The sequence below is a fragment of the Trinickia soli genome (assembly GCF_002879855.1).
Taxonomy (GTDB): Bacteria; Pseudomonadota; Gammaproteobacteria; order Burkholderiales; family Burkholderiaceae; genus Trinickia; species Trinickia soli.
In genome coordinates this window covers 47673-71413 of the sequence record NZ_PNYB01000011.1, presented here as the reverse complement: position 1 = coordinate 71413, position 23741 = coordinate 47673, and the positions used below count along the sequence as shown (strand labels likewise).

Here is a 23741-nt window from a genome sequence, read left to right as displayed (position 1 = left end):
CGAAGAAAGGCGCTGCGGCGCCTTTCTTTCTTTTCAGTTGCGACTACACTGCGCTGCATAGCAACAAACGAGAATATCCCGGGTTCCCCACGCCACTAGAGGAGTCCGTCCATAAAGATCGCTTGCCGCCGTTTCGAAGCGTTTTTATCGTGCTAAAAATAACGCATTTCAATCAGAGGCTTGAATCGCTTGTTCGCAGCCGGGCAACCGGCGTTGCTGTGCGTGAGATCAGGGTAAGTGCTCTGCATGGGCCGGAGTCGGTGGATCGACACCCCAGCCAACAGCGGACAGCATGAACTCTGGCCTACAGGGAGGGCACATGGTCGTTCGAACATCCAGTCGAAGCACCGGCGACACCAAAGCGCGCATTCTCGATGCTGCCGAAGACATCTTCATCGAATGCGGCTACGAAGCCATGTCGTTACGTCAGATCACATCGCGCGCCGATGTGAATCTCGCCGCCGTCAACTATCACTTCGGCAGTAAAGAAGCGCTCATTCACGCGATGCTGGCGCGTCGTCTCGACAAGCTCAACGTCGAACGCCTGAAATTACTCGACCGCTTCGATACGCAGCTCGGTGATCGTCTGACCTGCGAGCACGTGCTCGGGGCAATGTTCATTCCGGCATTGCGTTTGTCGCGCGACCCTCGGGCGGGCGGCCCGGCCTTTCTGCGCCTGCTTGGACGCGCCTATACGGATCCGTCGGCCTTCATTCACGAATTTTTGAATGGGCATTATGCCGATGTGGCCGAGCGCTTCTTCGACGCGTTCCAACGCGCGTTGCCGCACCTGCCCCGCGAAGAACTCGGATGGCGTCTGCATTTCGCCATCGGTGCGCTCTCGGGCGTGCTCGCCGGCGCCGACACCGACAATCTCATCGCCGAGTTTTCGAAGGGACAAGCGATCAGCGATCTGCATCTGATCGCAAGGCTTGCCTCGCTGATGGTGGCCGCCCTGAAGGCGCCGTTACCGGATGGCACGCAGCTTGCCGCGTTCGCGGCCGTGCTGGGCGATGCCGGCGACGGCTGCGACGCCGCCACGAAGATCAGCGCGTGCGGTCCGCTCGACGCGTCGACGCACCAAGACGGCCCCCATGCCGGGGAACAGGACGAACGTCGCAACGGACATCAGGGCGAGCAGCCCGCAGCCAAACGCGAGGAGCAGGAATCCCCGTCGATTGCGGCCGCTTCAGCGCTGCAAGCAGCCGGGGCGCACGCCGCCCAACAGCAAGACGGCTCGCGCCCCGCACTCTGACTGCGACCCGCGCGTACGCGCCCCTTTCGGGAGGAATGCTCATGGCATGGCTCGTCGTGGCGCTCGCCGTCGCGAGCGCTATCCTGGTCTTCGTCGAAGCTGCGGCCTTATGGTGGCTCGTCACGCTCTCGGTCTGGCTCGCGATCGTGGTGGCGACTGGTGCGGCCGGACTCGCAGCATGCATCGCGCTCGGCGTCGTGCTCGTCGTACCGGCACTCATCCTTACGATCAAGCCGCTGCGGCGCGCGCTCTTAAGCACGCACGTGCTCGCTTTTTTTCGTCGCGCACTGCCCGCGATGTCGGCAACCGAGCGCGATGCGATCGAAGCGGGCACGGTCTGGTGGGACGCCGAACTCTTCAAGGGCCGCCCCGATTGGGATACGTTGCTCGCTCACGGCCCGCCCGCGCTGACCGATGAAGAGCGCGCGTTCCTCGATAACGAATGCGCAACGTTGGCCGATCTGTCGAACGATTGGGAAACGACGGCACAGTGGCAGGATCTCTCGCCGCAATCGTGGCAAACCATCAAACAGCGGGGCTTTCTCGGGCTGATCATCGGCAGGCAATACGGCGGTAAAGGCTTCAGCGCCTATGCGCACTCGCAGGTGGTCATGAAGCTGTCCTCGCGTTGCTCCGCCGCGGCCGTATCGGTGATGGTGCCGAACTCGCTCGGGCCCGCCGAGTTGTTGCTGCACTACGGCACCGACAGGCAAAAGGCCTATTACCTGCCGCGGCTTGCCAGCGGCGAAGAAATCCCCTGTTTCGCATTGACGAGTCCTTACGCCGGCTCGGACGCCGCCGCCATCCCCGATGTCGGCATCGTCTGCAAAGGCACGTATGAAGGCCGCGAAACGATCGGCTTTCGCGTGACCTGGGACAAGCGCTATATCACCCTCGGGCCCATCGCCACGGTGCTCGGCCTCGCCTTTCGCGTACGCGATCCCGATCATCTGCTCGGTTCGGCAGACGAGCCCGGCATCACCTGCGCGCTGATTCCCACTTCGCATCCGGGCGTCAACATCGGCCGCCGCCACTGGCCGCTCAACGCCGTCTTTCAAAATGGCCCGAACTCGGGCAAGGATGTTTTCATTCCGATCGATTGGGTGATAGGCGGCCCCGCCCAAGTCGGCAACGGCTGGCGCATGTTGATGGAATCCCTTGCGGCAGGGCGCGCCATCTCGTTGCCGTCCGCGGGTGTCGGCACGGCAAAGTTGGCCGTGCGCGGCACGAGTGCCTATGCGGCGCTGCGTCGGCAATTCAGGACGCCGATCGGCAAATTCGAAGGAATTCATGAAGCGCTCGGCCGCATGGGTGGCAATCTCTACGTCATCGATGCCATGCGGCGGTTCTGCGCGCAGGCCGTCGACCTGGGCGAAAGGCCCGCCGTGCTGTCGGCCATCGCGAAGTATCACGTGACCGAGCGCTCGCGCCGCATCGTCAACGATGCGATGGATATCGCCGGCGGCAAAGGAATCTGCATGGGGCCGTCGAATTTTCTGGCGCGCGCCTATCAGCAATTGCCGATTTCGGTTACGGTCGAAGGCGCCAATATTCTCACTCGCTCGCTCATCATCTTCGGCCAGGGATCGATTCGATGTCATCCGTATCTGCTCAAGGAAATGACCGCGGCGCGCGACGATGACAACGAACGCGCGCTGATCGCGTTCGACCATGCATTTTTCCGGCATGCCGCGTTCCTCGGATCGAATGCGTTGCGCAGTGTCTTTCATGGCCTGACGTGCGGCGTTTTTCTCACGAAGCCGAAAGGCGCGACACCGGTGCTCGCGAAGTACTACCGCGCCGTCACGCGGCTTTCCATCGCGTTCGCAATCGTTGCGGATATGTCGATGCTGCTGCTCGGCGGCCGCCTGAAGCGGACCGAGCGATTATCTGCGCGGCTCGGCGATGTCCTTTCGCAACTCGTGCTGATGTCCGCCACGCTCAAACGCTTCGAAGACGAAGGGGCGCACGCCGAAGATCTGCCGTTCGTGCGCTGGGGCGTCAAAGATGCGCTACACGCGGCAGACGTCGCGCTCGAAGGCCTCTTCGCGAACTTCCCGAACCGTTTCGCCGCGGCGATCATGCGCGCCCTCGCCTTCCCCTACGGCCTGAGGCGACGCCCGCCGTCCGACGCGCTCACGAGCACGATCGCATTGCTGATCCAAACCCCTTGCGACGCGCGCAAGCGCCTGCTCGCCGACTCGCACGTGCCGACGCAAGCGGATGCAAACGACCCGATTGCATGCGGCGAACGTCTGCTGGAGCTGTGCCAGGAAGTGTCGGAAATCGAGGCCAAGCTGCACGAAGCCGTTCGCGCGGGCCGCGTCCAGCCTATGCCGCAAAGCCTGGCGGAAGTGCCGGGCTGGGCGCGTGCGCTCAAAGATTCGGGGTACCTCGACGAGCGAGAATGCGAGACGCTCGTGCGCTTCGCGCAGGACGGTGCGATGCTCGTCAAAGTCGACGATTTTCCGGCGAATCTCGACCGTCCCGAAGCTGCGGCAGGCGGCGCGAACCCGCCGCACTCCGATGCGGGGCAAGACGATCGACGCCTGACGGACATGGACACGCCAGCCGATTTATCCGTCAATATCGATCGACATTGATCGAATCGATCGATATTGACGCTGCGGCGATCGCGGGCGTTCATATCGATCGTTGCAGTCGCGAAAAGATGATGACCACAGGGAGCCGGCAAACATGAACGAACCCATCGCGCAGCACGTTGCATCGGTCGCTATGGAATCGAACGGCGGCGCACCGCCCGCGGCGCAAAGCTCGGCAGATCCGCCAACGCCGAACACCGACGGCATCTGGTACGCCTCCTATCCGCCCCGCGTACCGCATGATATAGACGTGACCCAATACCAATCGGTCGCGCATTTCTTCGACGAATGCACCACGCAGTTTCGCGGCCGCACGGCCTTTGTCAGCGTGGGCTGCGAAATGACCTACGACACGCTCGCGCGCCGGGCCAACGCATTCGCCGCCTATCTGCAACGCATCGGGATCAAGCGCGGCGACCGCGTCGCGATCATGCTGCCGAATACATTCCAGTACCCCGTTTCATTGTTCGGCGTGCTGAAGGCCGGCGCAGTCGTCGTCAACGTCAATCCTCTTTACACGCCGCGCGAGCTCGCGCACCAGTTGAAAGACAGCGGCGCAACGGCGATTGTCGTCTTCGAGAACTTCGCCAAGACGCTCGAAGAGGCGCTGCCCGAGACGGCCGTGCAGCATATCGTCATCACGGCGCTGGGCGATCTGCTGAGTTCCGGACTGAACGCCAAGGGACGCCTGCTGAACTTCGTCATCAAACGCATTCAGAAGATGGTGCCGGCCTATCGCCTGCCGGGCGCCGTCCGCATGCGCCGCGCGTTGGCGATCGGCGCCAGATCGCCGCTTGCGCCGACGATCGTCTCGCACGACGAGCTGGCCTTCCTGCAATACACGGGCGGCACCACGGGCGTTGCAAAAGGCGCCATGCTCACGCATCGAAACATCGTCGCCAACCTGCTGCAGGCCAAAGCCTGGGCCGAGCGCGAGTTGACCAGCGAGATCGAGACGGTACTGACGCCGCTGCCGCTTTATCACATCCTCTCGCTGACCGTAAACGGGCTTATCTTCCTGGGTCTGGGCGGACGCAACATCCTGATCGCCAATCCGCGCGATACGAAGCGCGTCGTACAGATGTTGCGCAAGCAAACGTTCACCGGCATTCTCGCGATCAACACGCTCTATAAGGCACTTCTCGAGAACGAGGAATTCTGCAAGCGCGATTTTTCCAATCTGAAGCTCGCCATGGCGGGCGGTATGGCCACTCAGCGGGCCGTGGCCGAACGCTTCAAAGCCGTGACGGGCAAGCCGATCATCGAGGGTTACGGGCTGACCGAATGTTCGCCGATCGTCGCATTCAATCCGGTCGATCTGAACCACCCGCGCGAATTCGACGGTTCGATCGGGCTGCCCGCTCCCTCCACCTTCGTGCGCTTTCGCAAGGACGATGGCACCTGGGCCAATATCGGCGAGGCCGGCGAGCTTTGCGTCAAGGGACCGCAGGTCATGGAGGGATATTGGATGCGGCCCGACGAAACGGCAAAGGTGCTCGACGCCGACGGGTGGCTCGCCACCGGCGATATCGGCGTCATGGACGCTGCCGGCTTCATCAGGCTGATCGATCGCAAGAAGGACATGATTCTCGTGTCGGGCTTCAATGTTTATCCGAGCGAGATCGAGGATGTCATCGCGATGCATCCCGGCGTACGCGAAGTCGCGGCCATCGGCGTTCCCGACGAGGCCCAGGGCGAGCGCGTCAAAGTGTTCGTCGTGCCACGTGAGACCGGCCTCACGCGCGAGGAAATCCTCGAACACTGCCGCAAGAACCTGACCGGTTACAAGGTGCCCAAGCTGATCGAGTTTCGTCGCGAACTACCGCAGACGAATGTCGGCAAGATCTTGCGGCGCGCATTGCGTGACGAAGAAATGGCAAAGCATGACCCGATGCGCACCAGCGCCACAGGCCGCCCGCGCAATGGCAATGGCAACGCTGGCGGCAGCGTTCATTGATCCTCAGCCAAGCGGCTTCGCGCACGTGCCGAAGCACACCGCGCTCGACGGCGCAGCAAACGCACCGTCGAGCGCGAACGCCGCCGCCCGCGCCTCGGAAATCTGCCGCCCGGGGCGCACGAGGACCGGCATAACCCGAAAAACACGGCCCTCCGCCATCGAGAAAGTTCGGAGAACGAAGCAATCCGACGGGCGCAGCATGCCGCAGATCGCCCCCGTCCAATGGCGCAACTTCGCGTGCCATAGCGTTCCGACATCGGCGTCGATGTCGATGTCGATGCCCATGTCGATCCGATGCACCCCACTCCCGCATGCGTTCGCTGCAAATGCACGACTCTCGGCGAGCGCACTGTCGACGACGATCAACGTAGGCAACGACGGATGCTCAGGCTGCATACGATCAATCAGGACTCCATAGCAATCGAGCCACGGCGCCGCCCAACAGAACGCCGCCGCGCCGGCGCTGGCGGTTATAAATGCGCGTCGGTCCATTGACGAACTCCTTCGATCAAGGGCAGCACGGTGCGTTGCTTCATGCATCACCTCATGCGTCACCTATCACCTCACACCGAGCCGCGCCGACCGCGCCACGCGCGAGGCCAGATTCCCGATTTTCCCGGCGCCAGAATGCCATCGGGGTCCAGCGCGTCTTTGATCGTCTCCGACATCTTCAGCAGCGCCCCGTCGTTGAAGTCGTACTGCGAAGCCGCAAAATCCATGGTCGCAAGATGCGTTCGATAGACGCCGTATCCTTCGGACCTCGCATCGCTCATCAAGACCCGCTGCAAATCGGCAGCCGCCTCCGTCTCTTTGGCGTCGTCGCGGTTGAAGATCGTCGCGACGATGTGATGCAAGTGTCGCGTGCCGGCCGTGAAACCGCCGTAGTAGTCGAATCCGTATTCGGCCAGCCGCGCCTTGGCGACCGAGTACTGCCGCATTGCGTCGCGGCCCGTAAAAGGACAGATCGGCGAGAAATCGACATGCATCCCCGTTCCTCCGACCCAATCGAGCATGCGAAACGCGCTCAGGCTTGGAATGCCGGCCATGTTGCGCTCGGCGCCGCCCACGGGTTCGGCATCCGATGCATATCGGTGCAGCTCGATTCGCGCGCCGGGTAGGCGCGAAAAGGCCCGCTGCGCATTCGCGAGCTGCGCCTCCACGATCCCGCGTTCGCCGTAGATGGCGAAATGCACATTCCAACGCCCGATGTCGAGCCGCGCGGTGATTTGGTCGACGACCGAATCGGGCAGCGGACCCTTTCCGCCGTACCAATCGCGGCGAGCGGATTGACCGGCGGCATGGCGAATCGCGCCTTCGATCACGGCATGATTGCGAATCGTTTCGTCGAGCTTCAGCGGCCGCAGCGTTTCCACGGCGGCTTCGAGATCCGCCTCGCGCGGCAATTTCACGTGCGCAATGACATAAGCGTCGGGCCGCGGCATCAGCCACATCCCGAGCTTCGTCACGATGCCGAAGTTCGACTGCATGAATATCGTGTCGTAGGACGGCCCGAATCCGGCTTTATAGAGCTGCCAGGTCCGCCCGATTTCGATCGCCCCCATGCCCGTGCGAATCAGCTCGCCGTTCGCGAGCATGACTTCCATTCCGCATTGATGCGCGGCGTGGTCGCCATAGGGTGTGTAGCCGAACCCGCGCTCGAGCGTATTGCCGACGATGCTGCCCCAGCCCGCGGCGGCCGGATCCACCCACAGCTTCACGCCGCGCTCCCGCAAATGCGCATAGAGGTCGAAATAGGTGACGCCGGGCTCGACCAGCGCGTAGGCCAACGTTTCATCCACTTCGATGATCCGGTTCATCCGCTTCAAATCGAGTACGACGGAACCGCGCAAGCGCGGCGCGCCCCCGCCGTAGGCGAAATTGCGGCCGCCCGACACAGGCCAAAGCGCCAACCGATAGGCGCGTGCCAGCTTCAGCACTTCGCGAATCTCGACCACCGTGGCCGGCAGCACCACCGCCGATGCCTCGAACGAGCGTGCGCTCGGCTGCGGCGTGAAGGGATCGGCGTACTCGCGCAGGCGGTCGGCCGTCGTCAGCACGTTCGATGCGCCCACGACCGAGGCCAGCTCGCGCAGTACACGCGCAAAAACCACTGCGGAGAGGTTCGGCGGACTGGCGTTCATCGTTTCGGTCTTCTCGTCGGTGGTATGCCTTGCCTGTGCCCGTGGCCCGCACGCAACGCGGTGGAATTTTCTGCTTTGTCATTGATGATAGGCATCGCGCTCGCAGCCGCAAGAAAACGTTACCGAATTGAGCGGATTTTGCCCAATCCCGGGGCCGTTCGCCCACGGCGCGTGCGCATGCACTGACCCGGGACGGTGCAAAACATCGTCGGAAATCGCCTTGGCGACGCGCACGACACGTCGATCTTCGCCAAATCGATACACGCTTTGCGCGCACGCGGTAAAATCCCGCCCAATCGTGCGCGTATCGTCGCGCGGCCGCCAACCAACCCTGGAGCAGCCCACGCTGCAGTCCTAGCAATGCCGAATCCTTCCGAATCGCATCCGCAGAACGACTTCATGAACGCCGCGCGCAAAGAGCGCAAGCGCGTCGAGATCTATCTCGTCAACGGCATCCGCCTGACGGGATGCATCGAGTCGTTCGATCAGTACCTCGTCATGCTCCGTACGCCCGTTGGGCTGCAGGGCATCTACAAACGCGCCATTTCGACGATCCAGATCGATACGGGCACGCGGCCTGGCCCGCGCGGCCCACGCACGGGCGGCTATGGCGAGCGGCACGGCTCGCGCGAAGGCTCGGGCCCGCGTGAAGGGCGCGAGGGGCGCGAGCCCCGGGAACCGCGCGAACCGCGGGAGCCGCGCGAACACTACGGCTCGCCGTCCGCTCCCGATAATCGTTCGTCCGACGCGCCGGTGGTCGTGACGCGCCGGCGTCGCCCCTTCAGCACGCTGCCGGGCACCAGCGGCGGCAGCAACGGCAATTCGGATTCGGGCAATCACGAAGAAGAATAAAAACATGCGGCAGCGACCCACGGGGCCCGCTGCCGCACCACACTACGGCCTCTCGCGCTTTACGCCTTCTTGAACGAATAATCGCGCTCGACCTTGCAGACGCGCGTGACGTATTCCTCATACCAGTTCTCACGTCCGCGCTTCTGGGCGATCAGATGCGTTGCGTCCGCCTTCCATGCCGCAATCGATTCAAGATCGCGCCAATAGGAAACCGTAATACCGATTCCATTGCGCGCCGATTCGGACCCGAGAAAGCCCGGCAGCTTCTCGGCGGCATCGCACAAGATCCGGTCTGTTTCCTCGTAGCCGTCATCGACATCCGTGCGGACCGACGTGAAGATCACCGCGTAATACGGCGTTGCACCCGTTTTTGCGAACGACATCCGAGCCTCCAGGCTGGTGGTAGTTTGGTATACCATTATGCCAAATATTGCGGAAATGAACATGCAAACCAAGATCGATTCCACGGCCGACGCCATCGCGCTGTCGCTGCGGGCGTCCATTGCGACCGGCGAGTTGGGCGACGGCGCGAGGCTTGTCGAGCGCGAGCTGGCCGAGCGTTTTTCGGTCAGCCGCATCCCGCTGCGCGAAGCGCTGCAAAAGCTCGAGGCCGAGGGACTCGTCGAGATCTATCCGAATCGTGGCGCCGTCGTTCGTGCGTTGACACTCGCGGATGTCGACGAGATTTACGGGCTGCGCGTATTGCTGGAAGGCGACGCGATTTTTCGTGCCGTGAAGCGCATGAACGAGGAGACGCTCGTGCGCGCCGAGCTCGTGCATCGCTTGTTGGGTAAAGCGACGACGGCTGAGAAACAAGGCGAACTCAATCGCGAGTTCCACGAACTGTTATATGCCCCGTGCGGCAATGCACGGCAGTTGAAAGCGATTCGCGAGCTGCGCGGCCAGGTCGAACGCTACGAGCGGTTGCAGAACACGCTACTAGCCGACACCCCTGCGTTTCAGCACGAGCATGGCGCGATTCTGAAAGCGTGCAAGCTGCGCGACGCGCGTGGAGCGCGAGCCACGACCGTTGCACACTTGGCGAGCGCAAAGCGGATTGTCGAAGGCGTCGTCTCGCGGATGCAGAACGAAACCGACATCCAAGCCGGGACGGTTCGCCGTCGGAAATAGGAAAATGCCGCGCTACGGCCGGCAAAGCGGCCGCGCCGCGGCAATGGCGCTGCATACGCTCGGCGCTTCACGGCGCTCGAGCGTGCGCGGGTCAATGCTTGTTGCGACGATGCGTGAAACGCGTGGAACGCGAGTGCGGCAAGCCCTGTTCGGTTTCGCTCTGGAGCATGTGGACCTGTTGTTGCATTGCGTTCAACTGCTCCTGCGCGGCAAGTTTTTGCGTCTGCAACGATGCGGCTTCTTCGCGCGCCTGTTTCTGACGGCTGGCAGCCAGTTCCTGTTGCTTGCGGGCCACGTCGAGGTCGGCTTGCAGCCGATCGGCGCGCGCCTGCGCCGCCGCGATCAGCGCCTCCGTGTACGCCTTCTGCGCCGCGAGCTTCGTGCGCTTGATCTCGACATCGGCCAATTGCGCGCTGCGACGCGTGAAATCCGCGTAGACGGCTTCCGCGTAGTCCTCGTTCGATGTCTTGATCACGCGCCAGAAATTCTTCTGCTGAAACAGGGCGACGTAGTACGTCATGTCTTTGCCATGCAGCAGAAGGCTCGCGCCGTAGGTGCCGTTGTACGCGGTCCGCAGTTCGGACAGCTCCGTACCCTGCATCAAGCGTTGTAATTCAGCAACGTTGCCCTGCCCCTCCTTCGCTTCCGCCGCCGTCGCCGTCGTGGTCTGATCCGGCGCGGCCGCCGGCGACGACAACTGCGTCGATGCGGCCGGCGAAGCGGTCATGACGGGCGCGGTGGCTGCAGAAGCAACCGTTGCAACGTTTGCGGCGCCGTCCGCGTTGGACTGCGCCGTGGCACAAGCTGTTGTCCCCAATCCCCCGATTGCGATTAGCGCGGCGAGCGCGGTTCCCCGTAAACACGAATAGTGGTTCATGTGTCGTTTCCTGCGCGAATAGTTCTACTTTTTGAGACAGTTTTGACTCAAGCGCGCCATTATCCCTCACTTTCTCGCGTTTCGGGCTCCTCGTCGAAGATCTGGTACTTCCGCATTTTTTCCCACAAGACTTTGCGGCTGATACCGAGGTATTGCGCTGTGTCCTGCCGCCGCCAGGCATTCGACGCGAGCGCCTCCAGCACGCGCGTACGCTCGGCCATGTCCCATTTGCTGCGGTCGACGACGGGCTCGTTCGCGCTTTCGGCCGGCGCCGGTTGGGCGTTGCGCGCATGGGCGATGAGCCGGCGCAGCCTCGCGGCATCCCAGGCTCCGATCTGCCGCACCGTGACGCCGATGCGCTCCGCCAGGTTGCGCAGCTCGCGCACGTTGCCGGGGAAGTAGGTATCGGCGATCGCATCGGCCAACCAATACGGGATTTCAGGCAGGCTGGCCAGCCGCTCCGCACCGACCACCGACGCGATGAACGACTTGAAGATCGCGATCTTGTCGACGGCCCCGCGCTCCTCGAGCGACGGAATGCGCAGCTCGATCACCGCGAGCCGGTAATACAGGTCGGCGCGAAACGCGCCATCCTTCACGAGTTGCGGCAGGTCCTTATTCGTCGCGGCCACGAGCCGGAAGTCGACCTTGACCGGCGTGGCCGAACCGATCCGCGTCACCGCCCCGTCCTCCAGGACTCGCAGTAGCTTCACTTGCTGGTAGAGCGGCAGATCGCCGATTTCGTCGAGAAACAGCGTGCCCCCGTCAGCCTGTTCGAAGTAGCCCTTGTGTGCGCCGACGGCTCCCGTGAACGACCCCTTGGCATGACCGAAGAACAGCGACTCGAACAAGCCGTCGGGGATGGCGCCGCAATTGACAGGAACGAATGGTCCCGCGCCATAGCGCTTGTGCTTGTCGTGCAGCAGCGCAGCGATACGCTCCTTGCCCACGCCCGTTTCGCCCCGGACGAGCACGCTCGTGTCGCAATCGGCGAACGTATCGACCTCGTGCAACAACGCCTGCATGCACTCCGAATGCGCGACGAGCGCCGTGGCTTCAAGTGTCTGCGCCGTGTGCGCGCGCAGTTGGGTCAACAGCTTCGTCACCATGCCGCGCAGTTCGGCGCAGGTGAAATCCAGCGGGAGCACGTGCGAGTATTCGGGCGGGTACATGGCGGGGTCGCGCTCGCGCGGCAACGCACCGACCCAGATCACGGGCATGCCCGTATGCGCCTGCCAATCGCGCAGCCGAGCGCCCCCGCCGCTGCTGTCGATCACACTGACGCTGATGACGGCAAGCGCGGCGCGCGCAGCGTTGCGCTCGGGCGAGTTCGTCATGTCGTCGGCGCGGATCACATCGACGTCGAAGCTCGACATGCAGCGCACCACGCGCTCGACGATGTCGGCCTTGCCCTCCCAGACGAAAATGTCCAGTTCCTCGATTGTGTGGGCGGTTCTCATTTTTTTCAGGTGTCCTAAGCATCGGTACCACGGTACGTCAATCAACGAGCTGCGCGGCCCCGCAGGTCAGCGAAAGGTCATGGATCGTCGCCACGCCAACTTGCACGCCAAGCAGTTGCAACAGCGGATCGATGGCCAGGTCGATCCCGGAGAGCAACACGTCGAGGTCGGGGAGCAGCGCCGCCAGCAGCGTCTCGTCGAGCAGACCGAGCGGCAGCGACACGCCGCCGAACAGCGCCACGTTGAGCCCGTTCGGCTGCGACAGCGAAGCGGCAAGCCCGGACAGCGCGGTCGCCAGCACGCTGCCGACGGCGTTCGCGTCCGCGCTGCCGTAGTCGTCGTCGCTCGGCGTGACGCCGTCGAACGTCAGCGTCGCGGCCGACGTCTCCGGCACGACTGCCGGCACGGCGGCATTCGCTGTCACCCGCAGCACGTTCGTCACGTTAACGAGCGTCGCGGGTTTCGTGCAGCTGAACGGCTGCGACGCCGATAGATCGTCGGGCGCATCGCCCACGCAGACGTTCGCGAGGCCCGGCTGGACGCCGATCGTCGAAGCGCTGACGGCCTTCGTCGCCGCGCAACGGGTCGCTTGCAACCAGGCCGTGCCGGGCGCCGCTTCGAGCGAGAGCGGTAAGTTCAGGCCGACGCTGCCGATCATTGGCAACGATGGCGTGCCGAGTGCGACGTTCAGATACAGGCGCACCTGCGCGCTGTGCGCCTGCGTTCGCCAATGTTGAGTCGTTGGATCGATGCCAGCCTCGCCGACAGCCAGTACGGGCGGCTCGATGATCTGCACTTTCAACGTTGCGCCGAGGGCGGCAATGTTCAAGCCGGTCCCGAGCTGGATCGGCGGCTGCCCCGCTTGCGCAATCTCTGCCGCCACCAACAGCGCATCGAACGGGCTCACCGTCGCATCGAGCACACTCTGGCCAGTGGCCGCATCGACGGCGAATACGCCATGGCCGTCGGCTCCATCGCCAAGGGGAAACTGCGCCGTAGTGGCGGTCACGCCGCCTGCTACTGCCTGTAGCGTGGTCAGGTCCGTTTGCAGATCGGCATTGGCGATCGACGTCGTCGATAGCGCCGTCACCATCAGGTTCGCCAACTTCGCCACATTGATTTGCGTCGCCAGCAGTTGATCGATGGTGCCGACGCCGGCCGCCGCCATCAGGTCGCGCATGCGCACGCGCGCATTCGCCAATGACTCGTACGAAGCGACCGACAGGGTCAGATTGGCACCAAGCAGCCCGTTGAGCAGCGAATTCACGAGGCCGCTTTGCAGTTGCGCGAGCGTCGTGCCTACCGTAAACGCACCGAGGTTCGTCGCCTTGGCTGTCGCTTGCGCCGTCATCTGACGCGCAGGGCCAAGAAAGAAATACGGCACGGTTCGCTGCGCCGTCACCTGGACAGCGTTCGCCTGTGCGCCCGCATTGGCCGCGGCGAAATAACCCGGGCCCGCGTTGGCCTTCGGGTCCCAGCGCCCGCAAACGACGGCCAGCGCTTGCCCCGCCGCATCGGGATCGAATCCGTTCGCGGCGGCGTTGGCGCGGGCGGCGGCCGTGGGCTGCGTACAGGTGTCGTCGATCGTTTGCACCGCCGCCAACGCTGCCAGGTCGACCGTGCGCTGTAGCGAACGGCGTACGAAAAAGACGTTACCGACATCGAGCGCGCCAAGCGCCGCAACCACGATCGTCATGAACAACGCAACGATCGGAGCGATTGCCCCGCGCTGCATTGCTCGCCGCGATCGCGCGCCATGCAGCCGGCTCTTGGCGCCTCGCAATGGCCTGGGTCCTGACGGCACGATCGGCGACGTCCTAGTTCGCACCGCTGGGCTGTGCCGCGCCCATGTTCGAATGACCGATCGGACCGGCATTGTTCGCGCCCGATAACGCCGAACCGAACGTTGCGGGGATCTTCGTGCGGAACGAGTCCATGTACCGCTCGTAGGCCAGGCTCGCCTGCGCGCCGGGAGTCGGCAATGCCGGCGCCGCGGCGGCATTCGATCGTTGCAGATCGAGCCAGTCATGCGTGGCCTGGCCGATGTCGGCCGTGCGATTGTGTGACGCATCGCCTTGCGACGCCGCTTGCGCGTTCGTCATCGCGACATCTTGCGCGTACAGATCCCTCGCAGGTATCGCAATGCTCAATGCAAGCATCATCACAATGATCGCCGGGCGCGGCGCGATGCTATTCGTTCGATGAGGTTTCATTTCCGTGCGTGCATGCATTTGCCGTACCCCATTCATCTGTAGTCCTAAGCAATCAATCACGTGCCCGCCTGCCCGCGCCGCCAGCGCTATAGGCACGCGCGGCGGCGGCGACTTTGACGGCATCGTCGCGAATGGCCGTGCGCGCGGCTGCCGAACAGTGTTGATCGTCCATCCACGCTCGCGCCTCTTTCGCATGACCTTGCGCAAACAGCAGCAGCGCGATATTCGATTTGATGCGCCCGCTGCGCGAGTCGAGTTCGGCAGCCTGCATCAACGGCACGCGCGCATCGGGTACATCGCCCTCGCGCAGCAGCGCGTAGCCGAGATCCGAAAGCGTCGCTGCATCGGTCGGCGCAAGGGCGACCGCCTGCGTCAGTTCGCGCGATGCCTCACGAAAATCGCCCGCCGCGCCCGCGAGCAGACCCAGGCCACGATAGCCGCGTGCAGCAAGCGCGGTCGACAGCAACGTACGGTAGGCTTGCGCGCTTGCGGTCGGCTGTCCCGTTTCGCGCAGGGCATCGGCGCGCAGCAGCGTCGAATCAGGCGTCACACCATACTGCTTCTCGTACGCGTCGATATGAGCGAGCGAGGCGTAGTACAACCCCTGTCGTTGCATGCGGTCGATCAGTGCGAGATACATGCCGGGCGTATCGGGCGCTGGTTGCTTTTCGGCAGCGATTTGCGCCGCCGCGCGCTCCGCCTGTACGCCGGCGCCATAGCCCGATTGCTTGAAGGCACATGCGCCGCAAGTCAGCGCGAGCGCTATCGCGCACATCGAGCGAAAGGAAAAGCCTGTCAAATCGGAGCGCTCCATCGCTATCTCTTCAGTGTGGGGTCCATTGCATCCATTCAACGCATCGGCCCTGGGTTCGCCACAGCCTCACCAGGATTCACCGATGCACCGCCGCCAACGATCGGATGATCGCGAGGAGGCCCGGGCCTGCCGTCACGATCAACAGCGCAGGCAATAGCGTGACGATCATCACACCGGTCATCTTCACCGTGATATGTCCGATCCTTTCACGCAACGTCGCGCGGCGCGCCTCGCGCAAGCGATCGCCGAACTGCTTCAGCGGTTCCTGCACGGCGCCCCCGTGCCGGTCGACCTGAATCATCAGGCGAACGATCGCGCGCAAGTCCTCGTTCTCGAAGCTCGTGCCAAGACGCTGCAGCGATTGCTCGCGCGTGCGGCCGGCTGCGAACTGGCGCTGCGCCAAGTCCAGTTCGCCCGAAAGAACGGGCAGCATCGAGCGAAAATCGTTGACGATGATCCGCAGGCTTTGATCGAGCGAGAGGCCGACACCCTGCAGTAGACGCAGCAGATCGACCAGCACGGGCATTTCGTCGGTGACGGCGCGGCGTCGTATCGCCGCACGACGCCCAAGCACGAGCTTCGGTAGCATGAAGCCGGTCACGAAGCTCGCGACGATCACCGCGACGCGGTACGAGCCGGGGACCAGCGCATCGCCAAGCCAACTCGCGAGCAGCGGCGCAACCAGCGCGCACGCGAGCCGGGCGAGCAAAAAGAAGCCGCGCGCATCGGCATCGACGAAGCCGCATTGTTCGAGCAGGCGCCTGTCTTCGCTTGCCACAATCTGCCTGCCAAGCGATGTATCGAGCCAGCGACTGCCCGCATGGCCGAAGCGAGACTGCCACGCCGCCAGATAGCGCGCGAACGTCGAACGTGGCGCGACCGAGGCCGGGTCAACCGGCTTTCCGTCGCGCTGCCCCGCCGTCGCGCCGGGCGTCGCTCGCGGATTCTGCAGCGGCAAGGCAACGGCGGCGGAAGACGCGCCGCTCGCCTGCTCCGAAGCGGTGACACGCGCCGCACTTCTGCGTTCGAGGGCGTTGGCGAGCGTGCGTGCGCCCCGTCTTGCCTGCGCGACACGCGCGAGCGCCACATAGCCCAACAGCAGGCATCCGAGCATCCCGAGTGCGAGGGCAAGCGCCACAAGTCGATCGCTGCGCATCGTCATGCCCTCAAGCGCGTCATGCGATAGAGCACGTAACCGCCCGCAGCCTGCAACACGAACGCCAGATAAACGAAGCGCCGCCCCTCGACATCGCTCCACATCGCACTGAAGTACGCGGGGTTCGTCGCGACCAGAAAGCCGCCGATCAACAGCGGCAGCGCCACGAGCACCCATGCGGATAGGCGTGTCTCGGCGGACATCGCGGCGAGCTCGCGCTCGGCTTGCTCCAGATCGCGCATGAAGGCGGCCATGCGCTCGAGCATCACATCGGCACGGCCGCCGTACTTGACCGACAAGCGCAGCACCGCACCGACAAACTCGAACTCGCGCGTGCGATAGACGAGCGCGACATGCGCGAGTGCGCGATCGATCTCGACGCCCGCACGCATCATGCGCGAGACGTGATCGAGGCATTCGCGCAACGGCATTTCAGCCGTCTGCAATGCGGCTTGGAACGCGGCGGGCACACTGTTGCCGAGCGTGACGAGGCGCACGATGCCATCGAGAAACGCCGGCAGCTGCACAACGATCGCCAGCCGGCGTCGTTGCGAACGCGCCGTGACAAACAGCGCCGCCGCGGCGCCCGCTGCGATCGTGGCCGCCGCGGCGGCTGTGGCCCCGGCATGCATGGCGACCCAGAGCACGCCGAGCGCGACCGCCGCAAGCGCAATCAGCAGCGACGTTCCTGCACCCGCGAGCCCCGCCCGCACAGCCAGGTTTGCTATTGCCGGCGGCAAGCCGCTAAGCCGCTCCGCCGAAGGGCGGCCGGCTTGCTCGGGCATTGACGACGCGCCCCCGCGCCGCGTCGGCGCCGGATTCGATACGCCCCCGGCCCTCGGCCCCGTTCGCACGCCGGCAGCGAAAGCGGGAGCCGGTCCCGCCTTCGTCGCGCTGGCTGCGCCTGCTGCACTGCCCACACCGTTGGCATGGCCGTGTGCAGCGGCAATGCGGCTATCGATGAAGCGCCCGCTGCCGAGTTGACGCTGCGCGCGCACGCCGCGCTGCCAGCACAGCAAGGCGGTAGCAACACACAATAGCGCGAGGGCAGCGAGCCAGGCGACGCCGCTAGACACGGAAGCCTCCTTGCGCGTAGCCGTCGTCGAATCCCGCGCCGAGCATGTTCCTGAAACGGGCGAGCTTCGGCGAATGAGGGTGAATGCCGAGCGAAGTCCAATTGTCGACTTCTTCACCATCGGCATCGAGGATCGGCTCGTAACGATAGAGTTCCTGCGTCGCGATGATCGTGTCGGACAGCCCCGTCACTTCGGTGACCGACAAGATGCGACGCCGGCCGTTCGACAGCCGGCCGATTTGCACGATGAAGTCGATCGCGTTTGCAATCTGCCGTCGCAAGCTCGATTCCGTTCCTTGAAATCCCGCGAATCCCGCCAGCATTTCCAATCGATAGAGACACTCGCGCGGCGAACTCGCATGGACGGTCCCCATCGAACCGTCATGGCCCGTGTTCATGGCCTGCAGCATTTCAAGCACTTCGCCGCCGCGGACTTCACCAACGATGATCCGGTCGGGCCGCATCCGCAATGTGTTGCGCAGCAGGTCGCGGATCGTGACGAGCCCGGAACCGTCGAAGCCACCGGGGCGACTTTCCAGTCGCACGACATGCGGATGGTTCAGCGACAATTCGGCCGTGTCTTCGATGGTCACGACGCGCTCGGGCTCGGGGATATGAAAGGCGAGCGCATTCAACAAGGACGTCTTGCCGGAACTCGTGCCGCCGGAGACGAGGACATTGCAGCGCGCCGCGACGGCTGCTTCGAGCAACGCGCCGATTTCGGCGTCGTACGTGCCGTTCGACAGCAAATCGGCCGGACGCAGCGGGTCTTTGCGGAATTTTCGAATCGACACGACAGGGCCATCGATCGACAACGGTTCGATGACGACGTTGACCCGTCCGCCGTCCGGCAGGCGCGCGTCGACCATCGGGTTCGATTCGTCGAGCCGGCGCCCGATGGGCGCAAGGATGCGTCGCACGATTCGCAGCAAATGCGCGTTGTCCGCGAACCGCACGGGCATCTTCGTCAACATGCCGTGTCGCGACACGTAGACGTCCCGGTAGCCGTTCACAAGGATGTCTTCGACCGCGGGGTCGCCCAGCAAATCTTCGATCGGGCCGAATCCGGCCAGCTCTTTCGTCAGCGCTTCGGCGATCAACCGCACTTCGCTTTCGTTGATCGGAATGCGGCGCAGTCGCACGAAGCTGTCCATCTCGAGATCGACGAACTGATTGATCGCCACCCGCGACCATCGGCCGAATTCGGCGCCGAGTTCTTCGATCCGCGTCAGCAAGTGCTCGTGGGCGGCGTTCTTGATGTCTTGGAACTGCTGCGTGTGCGCGAACGAGGAGGCGTCGTCGGCAAATTCGATGTCGTTTGCCATCGTCTATGACCGCTTCGGTGGAAGGTGAATGAATCGCTTGAATCGCGCGAGGTGACGGGCCACGTTGCCCGAATCGGGGCGAACGGACGCTCCGCTCGCCTCTGGCGGCCCGATACGCTCGAGGAGCGTGTCGAGCGACCGCACGTATGGATCACGCCCGGCTGTGTCGACGAGCAGCCTGCCAAGATTGGCGGCCTGCATCAGCGCGACGCGTCGCGCCGGTAACGTCGCGACGAGCGGCAATCCGAGCCGCGCAGCGATCTGCTCGGCCGTCAATCCGAGGCGCGCGTCGTACTTGTTCACGACGACACCGATGCGCCCCGCATCGAGCTGAGCGGCGGCCAGTTCTCGCAGCAAGTCGACGGCCGACACGATGGAGGCGATGGCCGGATCGCAGACGAGCCAGATTTCATCGGCAGCCTGTGCGATTTGAGCGATGAATTCATGATTGGAGAATCCGCCCAAGTCGACGATCTGCTGGTCGAAGAATGCACGCAGGCGCGTCAGCAAAGCGACCGCCGATGCATGTGAAACCGTACGCAACGCCGACAGATCGGGCGGTAGCGTCGTCAAGGCGAGCCCGCTTGCATGCCGGGCGAGCGCGGTATGCACGAACGTTTCGTCGAAGCGGTGCAGGTTGCGCACCGCTTCGACGAAATCGAACTCGCTGCGCGTGTCGAGATAGAGCATGCCGTCGCCAGCGGGCAGACCCAGGTCGACGAGCGCTGCCTGCCGTCCGTCCCCCACGCCGCGCTTTTGCAAAAGCACGCTCAAATGCGCGGCCAACGTCGACACTCCGACACCGACGCGCGCGCCGAGCAGCACGGTGATTCGGCCGTGACGCGCAGGGACCTGCGTCATGTTTTCGAGCACTCCCCGCGTGATTCTGGCCGCCTCCTGCGCGCCGGCCGCGAGGTCGATGAAGTCGCGCACGCCGGCGCGCAGCGCGGCGATTGCACCTGCGGGCTCGGCGAGATTGCCCACAGCGACGATCGATATTTGCGGCAACAGCGCACGCGCGGCCTGCACGGCGCGCGTTGCCGTATCGATCGCGCCGCCCGAAAAATCGACGAAAACGAGCGACGGTCGCAGCGCCGCAATGCGCTGGCTCAGCGCCACCGGCTCGTGCGCCGCCGGTTCGACCACGCCGGTTGCAGTCAGCGCATGCGCCAGCCAGCGCACATGAGCCTCGTCGCACGACGCGAACACGAAGTAATCGGCGATCGCTCGCTCTCGTTCACTCAAGGATGGCGCTCTTGCATTCATGCAGCTGCCCCCGTCAGTCGATCCGTTGATGCCGCACCTGCGCTACGCTCATTGCGAGAATCCGGGCCCGGCATCGCTCGACAGCGCGCCGCCCAGATACGATCGCCACACGGGCCCGTCGCGTTGCTCCGCTTGCTCGCCAGGCGAAACCGGCAGCCGTGCATCCTTGGCCAGCGGCGACACAAGGTGCGGGGTCACGACGATCACGAGTTCCTTGTCGTTCTGCTGGTAGTTCAATTGCTTGAAGAAAGCGCCGAGGATGGGAAGGTCGCCAAGCAGCGGCACTTTGCTGACGTTCGAGAGCGTTTCGCGATCGATGAGTCCACCGATGACGAAGCTCTCGCCGTCACCGAGTTCAACGGTCGTATCGGCGCGCCGCGTCGTAATCGCCGGCACCGAAACGCCGTTGATCGTCACGGCGTTCTGAAAATCGAGCTGACTGGCCTCGGGCGCGACCTTCAATGCGATGCGCTGCGCGCTGAGTACGGTCGGCGTCAATGTGAGTCCCACGCCGTAAGGCTTGTACTGGATCGAGGTCGTCCCAAGCGCCTCAGGCACGGGCACGGGAATCTCGCCACCCGCGAGAAAGCTCGCGCTTTGCCCTGAGAGCGCGAGCAACGTGGGCTCTGCCAACACGCGAGCGAGGTTGTTGCTCTCCATCAGGCTCAGGTCCGCGAAGATCCCTCTGCCCGCGGAATTCAGGACGAGGTTGAATGCGGACGCGATGGGTACGTTGCCCGACGCCTGAAAGCTTCCCGTCCCCCCGCCCGTGACCGAGTTCAAACCCGATGGTGCGAACGAACCGAACGAGAATCCATTGCTGTGCTTGAACAGATTCAAGCCCGCTTCTTTGAGCACCGTGCGGCTGAATTCGACGACGCGCACATCGACCTGCACGACGCTTCGCGTGGCGACGGTCGATTCGTCCACAACGGTGGCCGCATCGCCGCCCTCGCTTTGGACCGCACCAGAGCCGTGCCGATCGCCGCGTTGCGGCTTCGCGTGCGCGCGATTGTGGGTTGCGAGCGTCGCGAGATCGATGCCGCGTTGGTGCGTCTGCATCGTCGGCGTGCGGCCCGACACGACCGCATCGCCATCGTAGGTGTCGACATGCGGCGTCGTGCTGTCGGTCAGCGCGGCAGCGGCAGCAGGCTTGACCGTGAGCATGAGCGTTTGCGGCCCGGTGTGTCCGGCGTCCCACAACATCAGATCGGTCGTACCGGGCGCTTTGCCGACGACGAGCACGCCGCCGCGCCCGTCACCGTCGCGGACCACCAACACGTCAGCGACATTCGGGTCGCCCACGGCGACGCGCACCAGCGATCGCCCCGGCGCGACCTGGCGCTGCTCGCCGACGGCCAACACCACGGGCGAAGCAATCGCCGTGTGCGGCGCACGGGCCTTTTCATGTTCCGCATAGGCGGCATTCGTCAGAGCGCCCGATACGATCCACACGATGCTCGCCCATACGCACGCAGTCGCGCTCCACTTCCGCATTGATGTCGCCGCATTCTTCGCCATGTCGTGAATGGCCCTCGTATCAGGCCTCTTTTGATGTTCGATACCGGCTTCGCTTACCGCGGCGCACACCGCGTATCGCGCATTGTTGTCTCTTGTCGCTTCAGCCACGCCGCGCGCCCGCTGCAGACGCCGCGTGCAACACCTCGTCCATCAACGGTTCGCGATCGTTTGCGCGTGCCCTCCACGTATGACTTCGATGCCCGGGTTCGCATAGGCACCCGGTAGATGCATTCGCACCGCCGGACGCTCCGGCGGCGCCGCGCCGGACAGCGTGCTGAGCGTGATACCCGCGGCCGCCTGCACGGAAGGCTGCGCGTCTTCGCCACCGGCGACACGAATGCCCGTGCGCACCACGCCGCTCGACGCGCCGGCCTGCGTCGCGTCGAGCACATCGGGATCACGCGGATTGCGCAGTGCAAGCAACACGTGCCCCGCGCTGTCGGCCAACTCCAGCCGATCGACATCGGCCGTCGGCACCGCCAGCACCGCGGTATGAACTCCGACGCCGAACTGAGTCGGATTGCCTGCGCCCGATGCCGTGCTGCCGAAAGCGAGCACCCGCACACGGGAGAGCAACAGCCGCGTTTGCGAATGGGCGATCTCCGCATGGGGGCCGCCGCTCGCGGCGTCACGCTTGAGCGTGAAAAAGACGTCGACGAAATTGCCCGGGCGAACGCGGTTGCCAACGGCGCTGCCTTCGTCGACATGCACGGCCACGGCGCGCTCGCCCGGCGCGACCTGCTCGGCAAAGCCCGACGACAATTGCGCTTCGAGCACCGGAACGTTCGCGCCGATGTCCGCCAGCGGCACGCGCTGTGCCACGAGCGCTGCCTCGCCGAACGCGCCGCTCGGACGCACGGGCAGCATGACGACGCGCAACGCGTCCCCGGGGATCGGCGCACCGGCCGGTAGCAGACGCGTTGCAACCACCACAGGAAAAGTCGTTTCGGGAAGCGCAGCCTTGACGACAGGCGCCGGCATAGCCGCGTGCCGGCTCAGCGCCCAAGCATAGATGCCCAGCAGCAGCGCCGCCGCGATCAACACGACGGCTGCGATCTTCATCAGGTTCAGGTGCGTCATGCCAGTTTCCTCGCGGGCCAAACAAGACTGCTTCAGGCAAATGCCGGCCACTTATTGCGCACGCAGGCGCCTCGGGTGCGCTGCATCACAGCACATTTTCCGGATCGAGCTGCACCGTCGCGACACTGGACAACGTTTTCGGCAACGCGAGACTCAACAGCGGCAAGGTCGGCACGATCGGGTGGCCGGCGTAGTTGTAGGTGAGCGTCACCTGCACACAGTCCATGGCGCTGTTGTAGCTGCAGCTTTGCGTTTGAGTCGAGCACTGCGCGTAGGCCCCGAGCCATGCCGTCGCCTGGGTGGCGACGCTACAGGCATTGCTGCTGCGCGCGGCCAACGCCTCGACCACGCTCGTGGCGCTCTCATAATGGAGCGCCGCACGCGCGCCCTCTTCCGCCGCCAACGTGAGGCTTTGCTCTGCGACCAGCAAGACGCTGTAAGTGACGATGCCGTACAACACGGTAAACAACAACGGAAACACGAGCGCAAATTCAACAGCCGCGCTGCCGAACTCGTGCAATGGCAACGCCGCGCGCGGCAAGCGTCTCATTTCGCGATCCCTTGCGCCAAGCTGCCCAGCCAATACAGCGAACCTGCGCCCACCAGCAACGCTGGCATAGGGTGCGCCGCGGTGCGCGCCGACCGCAAACGCGGGCCGTCTGTTACGCCATGGCGACCATGCCGATGCGTCGCCCGACCGACTCCGGACTGCGGCGATCAGAACAAGCGCATGCACGGCTGCCGCGATGCTCGCCGCGAGCCAGATGCCGCGCAACGCAGATAGACCACACCATGCGCCCAGGACCGCGAACACTTTCACATCGGCGGCGCCCATCACGCCTGCCAAAAAGAACGGCATCAACGCGACGCAGCCGACCAGCAACGCGAGCGCGGCCTGCTCCGGCGTCACAGCAAACGACGACACACGAGAGGCGGCGCTGATGAACGCCCCCACGAGGCCAGCGATGACGAGCCGGTTCGACACACGGCGAGTACGGCAATCGGACCAAGCCAC

Annotated in this window: 20 protein-coding genes; 5 read left to right on the top strand and 15 right to left on the bottom strand. The window is 64.3% G+C overall.

What is annotated here, in order from left to right:
* The first annotated feature begins 319 nt into the window (after positions 1 to 319).
* The 3 genes from C0Z19_RS14485 (at position 320) to C0Z19_RS14475 (ending at position 5815) form a co-directional block, all read left to right on the top strand.
* Positions 320 to 1255: a TetR/AcrR family transcriptional regulator gene (locus C0Z19_RS14485; protein ID WP_233196142.1), complete on the top strand. Its 936-nt coding sequence runs from the start codon at positions 320 to 322 to the stop codon at positions 1253 to 1255.
* 41 nt (positions 1256 to 1296) lie between these two features.
* The gene (locus C0Z19_RS14480; RefSeq protein WP_102610631.1) at positions 1297 to 3858 is read left to right on the top strand and encodes an acyl-CoA dehydrogenase; all 2562 of its coding nucleotides are present in this window, start codon (positions 1297 to 1299) and stop codon (positions 3856 to 3858) included.
* A 133-nt stretch (positions 3859 to 3991) separates the two neighbouring features.
* Positions 3992 to 5815, top strand: coding sequence for an AMP-binding protein (locus C0Z19_RS14475; RefSeq protein WP_102610529.1), 1824 nt, complete (start codon positions 3992 to 3994; stop codon positions 5813 to 5815).
* Between the two features lie 3 nt (positions 5816 to 5818).
* On the opposite strand, the gene C0Z19_RS14470 is transcribed toward C0Z19_RS14475, so the two are convergent.
* Entirely contained in the window at positions 5819 to 6307 is a 489-nt protein-coding gene (locus C0Z19_RS14470) for a hypothetical protein (RefSeq protein ID WP_102610528.1), read from the bottom strand.
* Positions 6308 to 6378: 71 nt separating this feature from the next.
* Positions 6379 to 7956 (bottom strand): FAD-binding oxidoreductase, encoded by a 1578-nt coding sequence (locus tag C0Z19_RS14465; RefSeq protein ID WP_102610527.1) that lies wholly within the window; start codon positions 7954 to 7956, stop codon positions 6379 to 6381.
* 360 nt (positions 7957 to 8316) lie between these two features.
* Between C0Z19_RS14465 and hfq the strand changes: the two genes are divergently transcribed.
* On the top strand, positions 8317 to 8808 hold the full coding sequence (hfq, locus tag C0Z19_RS14455) for an RNA chaperone Hfq (protein WP_102610525.1): 492 nt from the start codon (positions 8317 to 8319) through the stop codon (positions 8806 to 8808).
* A gap of 59 nt (positions 8809 to 8867) precedes the next feature.
* Here the strand turns inward: hfq and C0Z19_RS14450 are convergent, their stop codons facing one another.
* Complete coding sequence (locus tag C0Z19_RS14450) at positions 8868 to 9191, bottom strand: antibiotic biosynthesis monooxygenase family protein (protein ID WP_102610524.1); 324 nt, start codon at positions 9189 to 9191, stop codon at positions 8868 to 8870.
* A 61-nt stretch (positions 9192 to 9252) separates the two neighbouring features.
* On the opposite strand from C0Z19_RS14450, the gene C0Z19_RS14445 reads away from it, so the two are divergent.
* Entirely contained in the window at positions 9253 to 9939 is a 687-nt protein-coding gene (locus tag C0Z19_RS14445; RefSeq protein ID WP_102610630.1) for a GntR family transcriptional regulator, read from the top strand.
* 91 nt (positions 9940 to 10030) lie between these two features.
* Here C0Z19_RS14445 and C0Z19_RS14440 read toward each other — a convergent pair whose 3' ends face one another.
* The 12 genes from C0Z19_RS14440 to C0Z19_RS28705 all read right to left on the bottom strand — a co-directional run bounded on the left by C0Z19_RS14440 (position 10031) and on the right by C0Z19_RS28705 (position 23741).
* Complete coding sequence (locus C0Z19_RS14440) at positions 10031 to 10816, bottom strand: DUF2968 domain-containing protein (RefSeq protein ID WP_102610523.1); 786 nt, start codon at positions 10814 to 10816, stop codon at positions 10031 to 10033.
* Between the two features lie 59 nt (positions 10817 to 10875).
* Positions 10876 to 12276: a sigma 54-interacting transcriptional regulator gene (locus tag C0Z19_RS14435; RefSeq protein ID WP_102610522.1), complete on the bottom strand. Its 1401-nt coding sequence runs from the start codon at positions 12274 to 12276 to the stop codon at positions 10876 to 10878.
* A gap of 37 nt (positions 12277 to 12313) precedes the next feature.
* A complete protein-coding gene (locus C0Z19_RS14430) occupies positions 12314 to 14011 on the bottom strand; it encodes a TadG family pilus assembly protein (protein ID WP_269844853.1) in 1698 nt (565 codons plus the stop codon).
* Between the two features lie 82 nt (positions 14012 to 14093).
* Positions 14094 to 14438, bottom strand: a complete 345-nt coding sequence (locus C0Z19_RS14425) for a DUF3613 domain-containing protein (protein WP_102610629.1) — start codon at positions 14436 to 14438, stop codon at positions 14094 to 14096.
* A 103-nt stretch (positions 14439 to 14541) separates the two neighbouring features.
* On the bottom strand, positions 14542 to 15303 hold the full coding sequence (locus C0Z19_RS14420) for a tetratricopeptide repeat protein (RefSeq protein WP_175084046.1): 762 nt from the start codon (positions 15301 to 15303) through the stop codon (positions 14542 to 14544).
* Positions 15304 to 15379: 76 nt separating this feature from the next.
* Complete coding sequence (locus C0Z19_RS14415; RefSeq protein WP_102610628.1) at positions 15380 to 16459, bottom strand: type II secretion system F family protein; 1080 nt, start codon at positions 16457 to 16459, stop codon at positions 15380 to 15382.
* A gap of 2 nt (positions 16460 to 16461) precedes the next feature.
* Positions 16462 to 17535, bottom strand: coding sequence for a type II secretion system F family protein (locus C0Z19_RS14410; RefSeq protein WP_102610520.1), 1074 nt, complete (start codon positions 17533 to 17535; stop codon positions 16462 to 16464).
* Entirely contained in the window at positions 17528 to 18859 is a 1332-nt protein-coding gene (locus C0Z19_RS14405) for a TadA family conjugal transfer-associated ATPase (RefSeq protein WP_102610519.1), read from the bottom strand. Before C0Z19_RS14405 ends, C0Z19_RS14410 begins: the two co-directional genes overlap by 8 nt.
* Before the next feature lie 3 nt (positions 18860 to 18862).
* Positions 18863 to 20125 (bottom strand): fimbrial protein, encoded by a 1263-nt coding sequence (locus C0Z19_RS14400; RefSeq protein ID WP_102610518.1) that lies wholly within the window; start codon positions 20123 to 20125, stop codon positions 18863 to 18865.
* 48 nt (positions 20126 to 20173) lie between these two features.
* Positions 20174 to 21622 (bottom strand): type II and III secretion system protein family protein, encoded by a 1449-nt coding sequence (locus C0Z19_RS14395; RefSeq protein WP_102610627.1) that lies wholly within the window; start codon positions 21620 to 21622, stop codon positions 20174 to 20176.
* Positions 21623 to 21796: 174 nt separating this feature from the next.
* Positions 21797 to 22726: a Flp pilus assembly protein CpaB gene (gene cpaB / locus C0Z19_RS14390; RefSeq protein WP_102610517.1), complete on the bottom strand. Its 930-nt coding sequence runs from the start codon at positions 22724 to 22726 to the stop codon at positions 21797 to 21799.
* Positions 22727 to 22811: 85 nt separating this feature from the next.
* A complete protein-coding gene (locus tag C0Z19_RS28705; protein ID WP_233196140.1) occupies positions 22812 to 23741 on the bottom strand; it encodes a prepilin peptidase in 930 nt (309 codons plus the stop codon).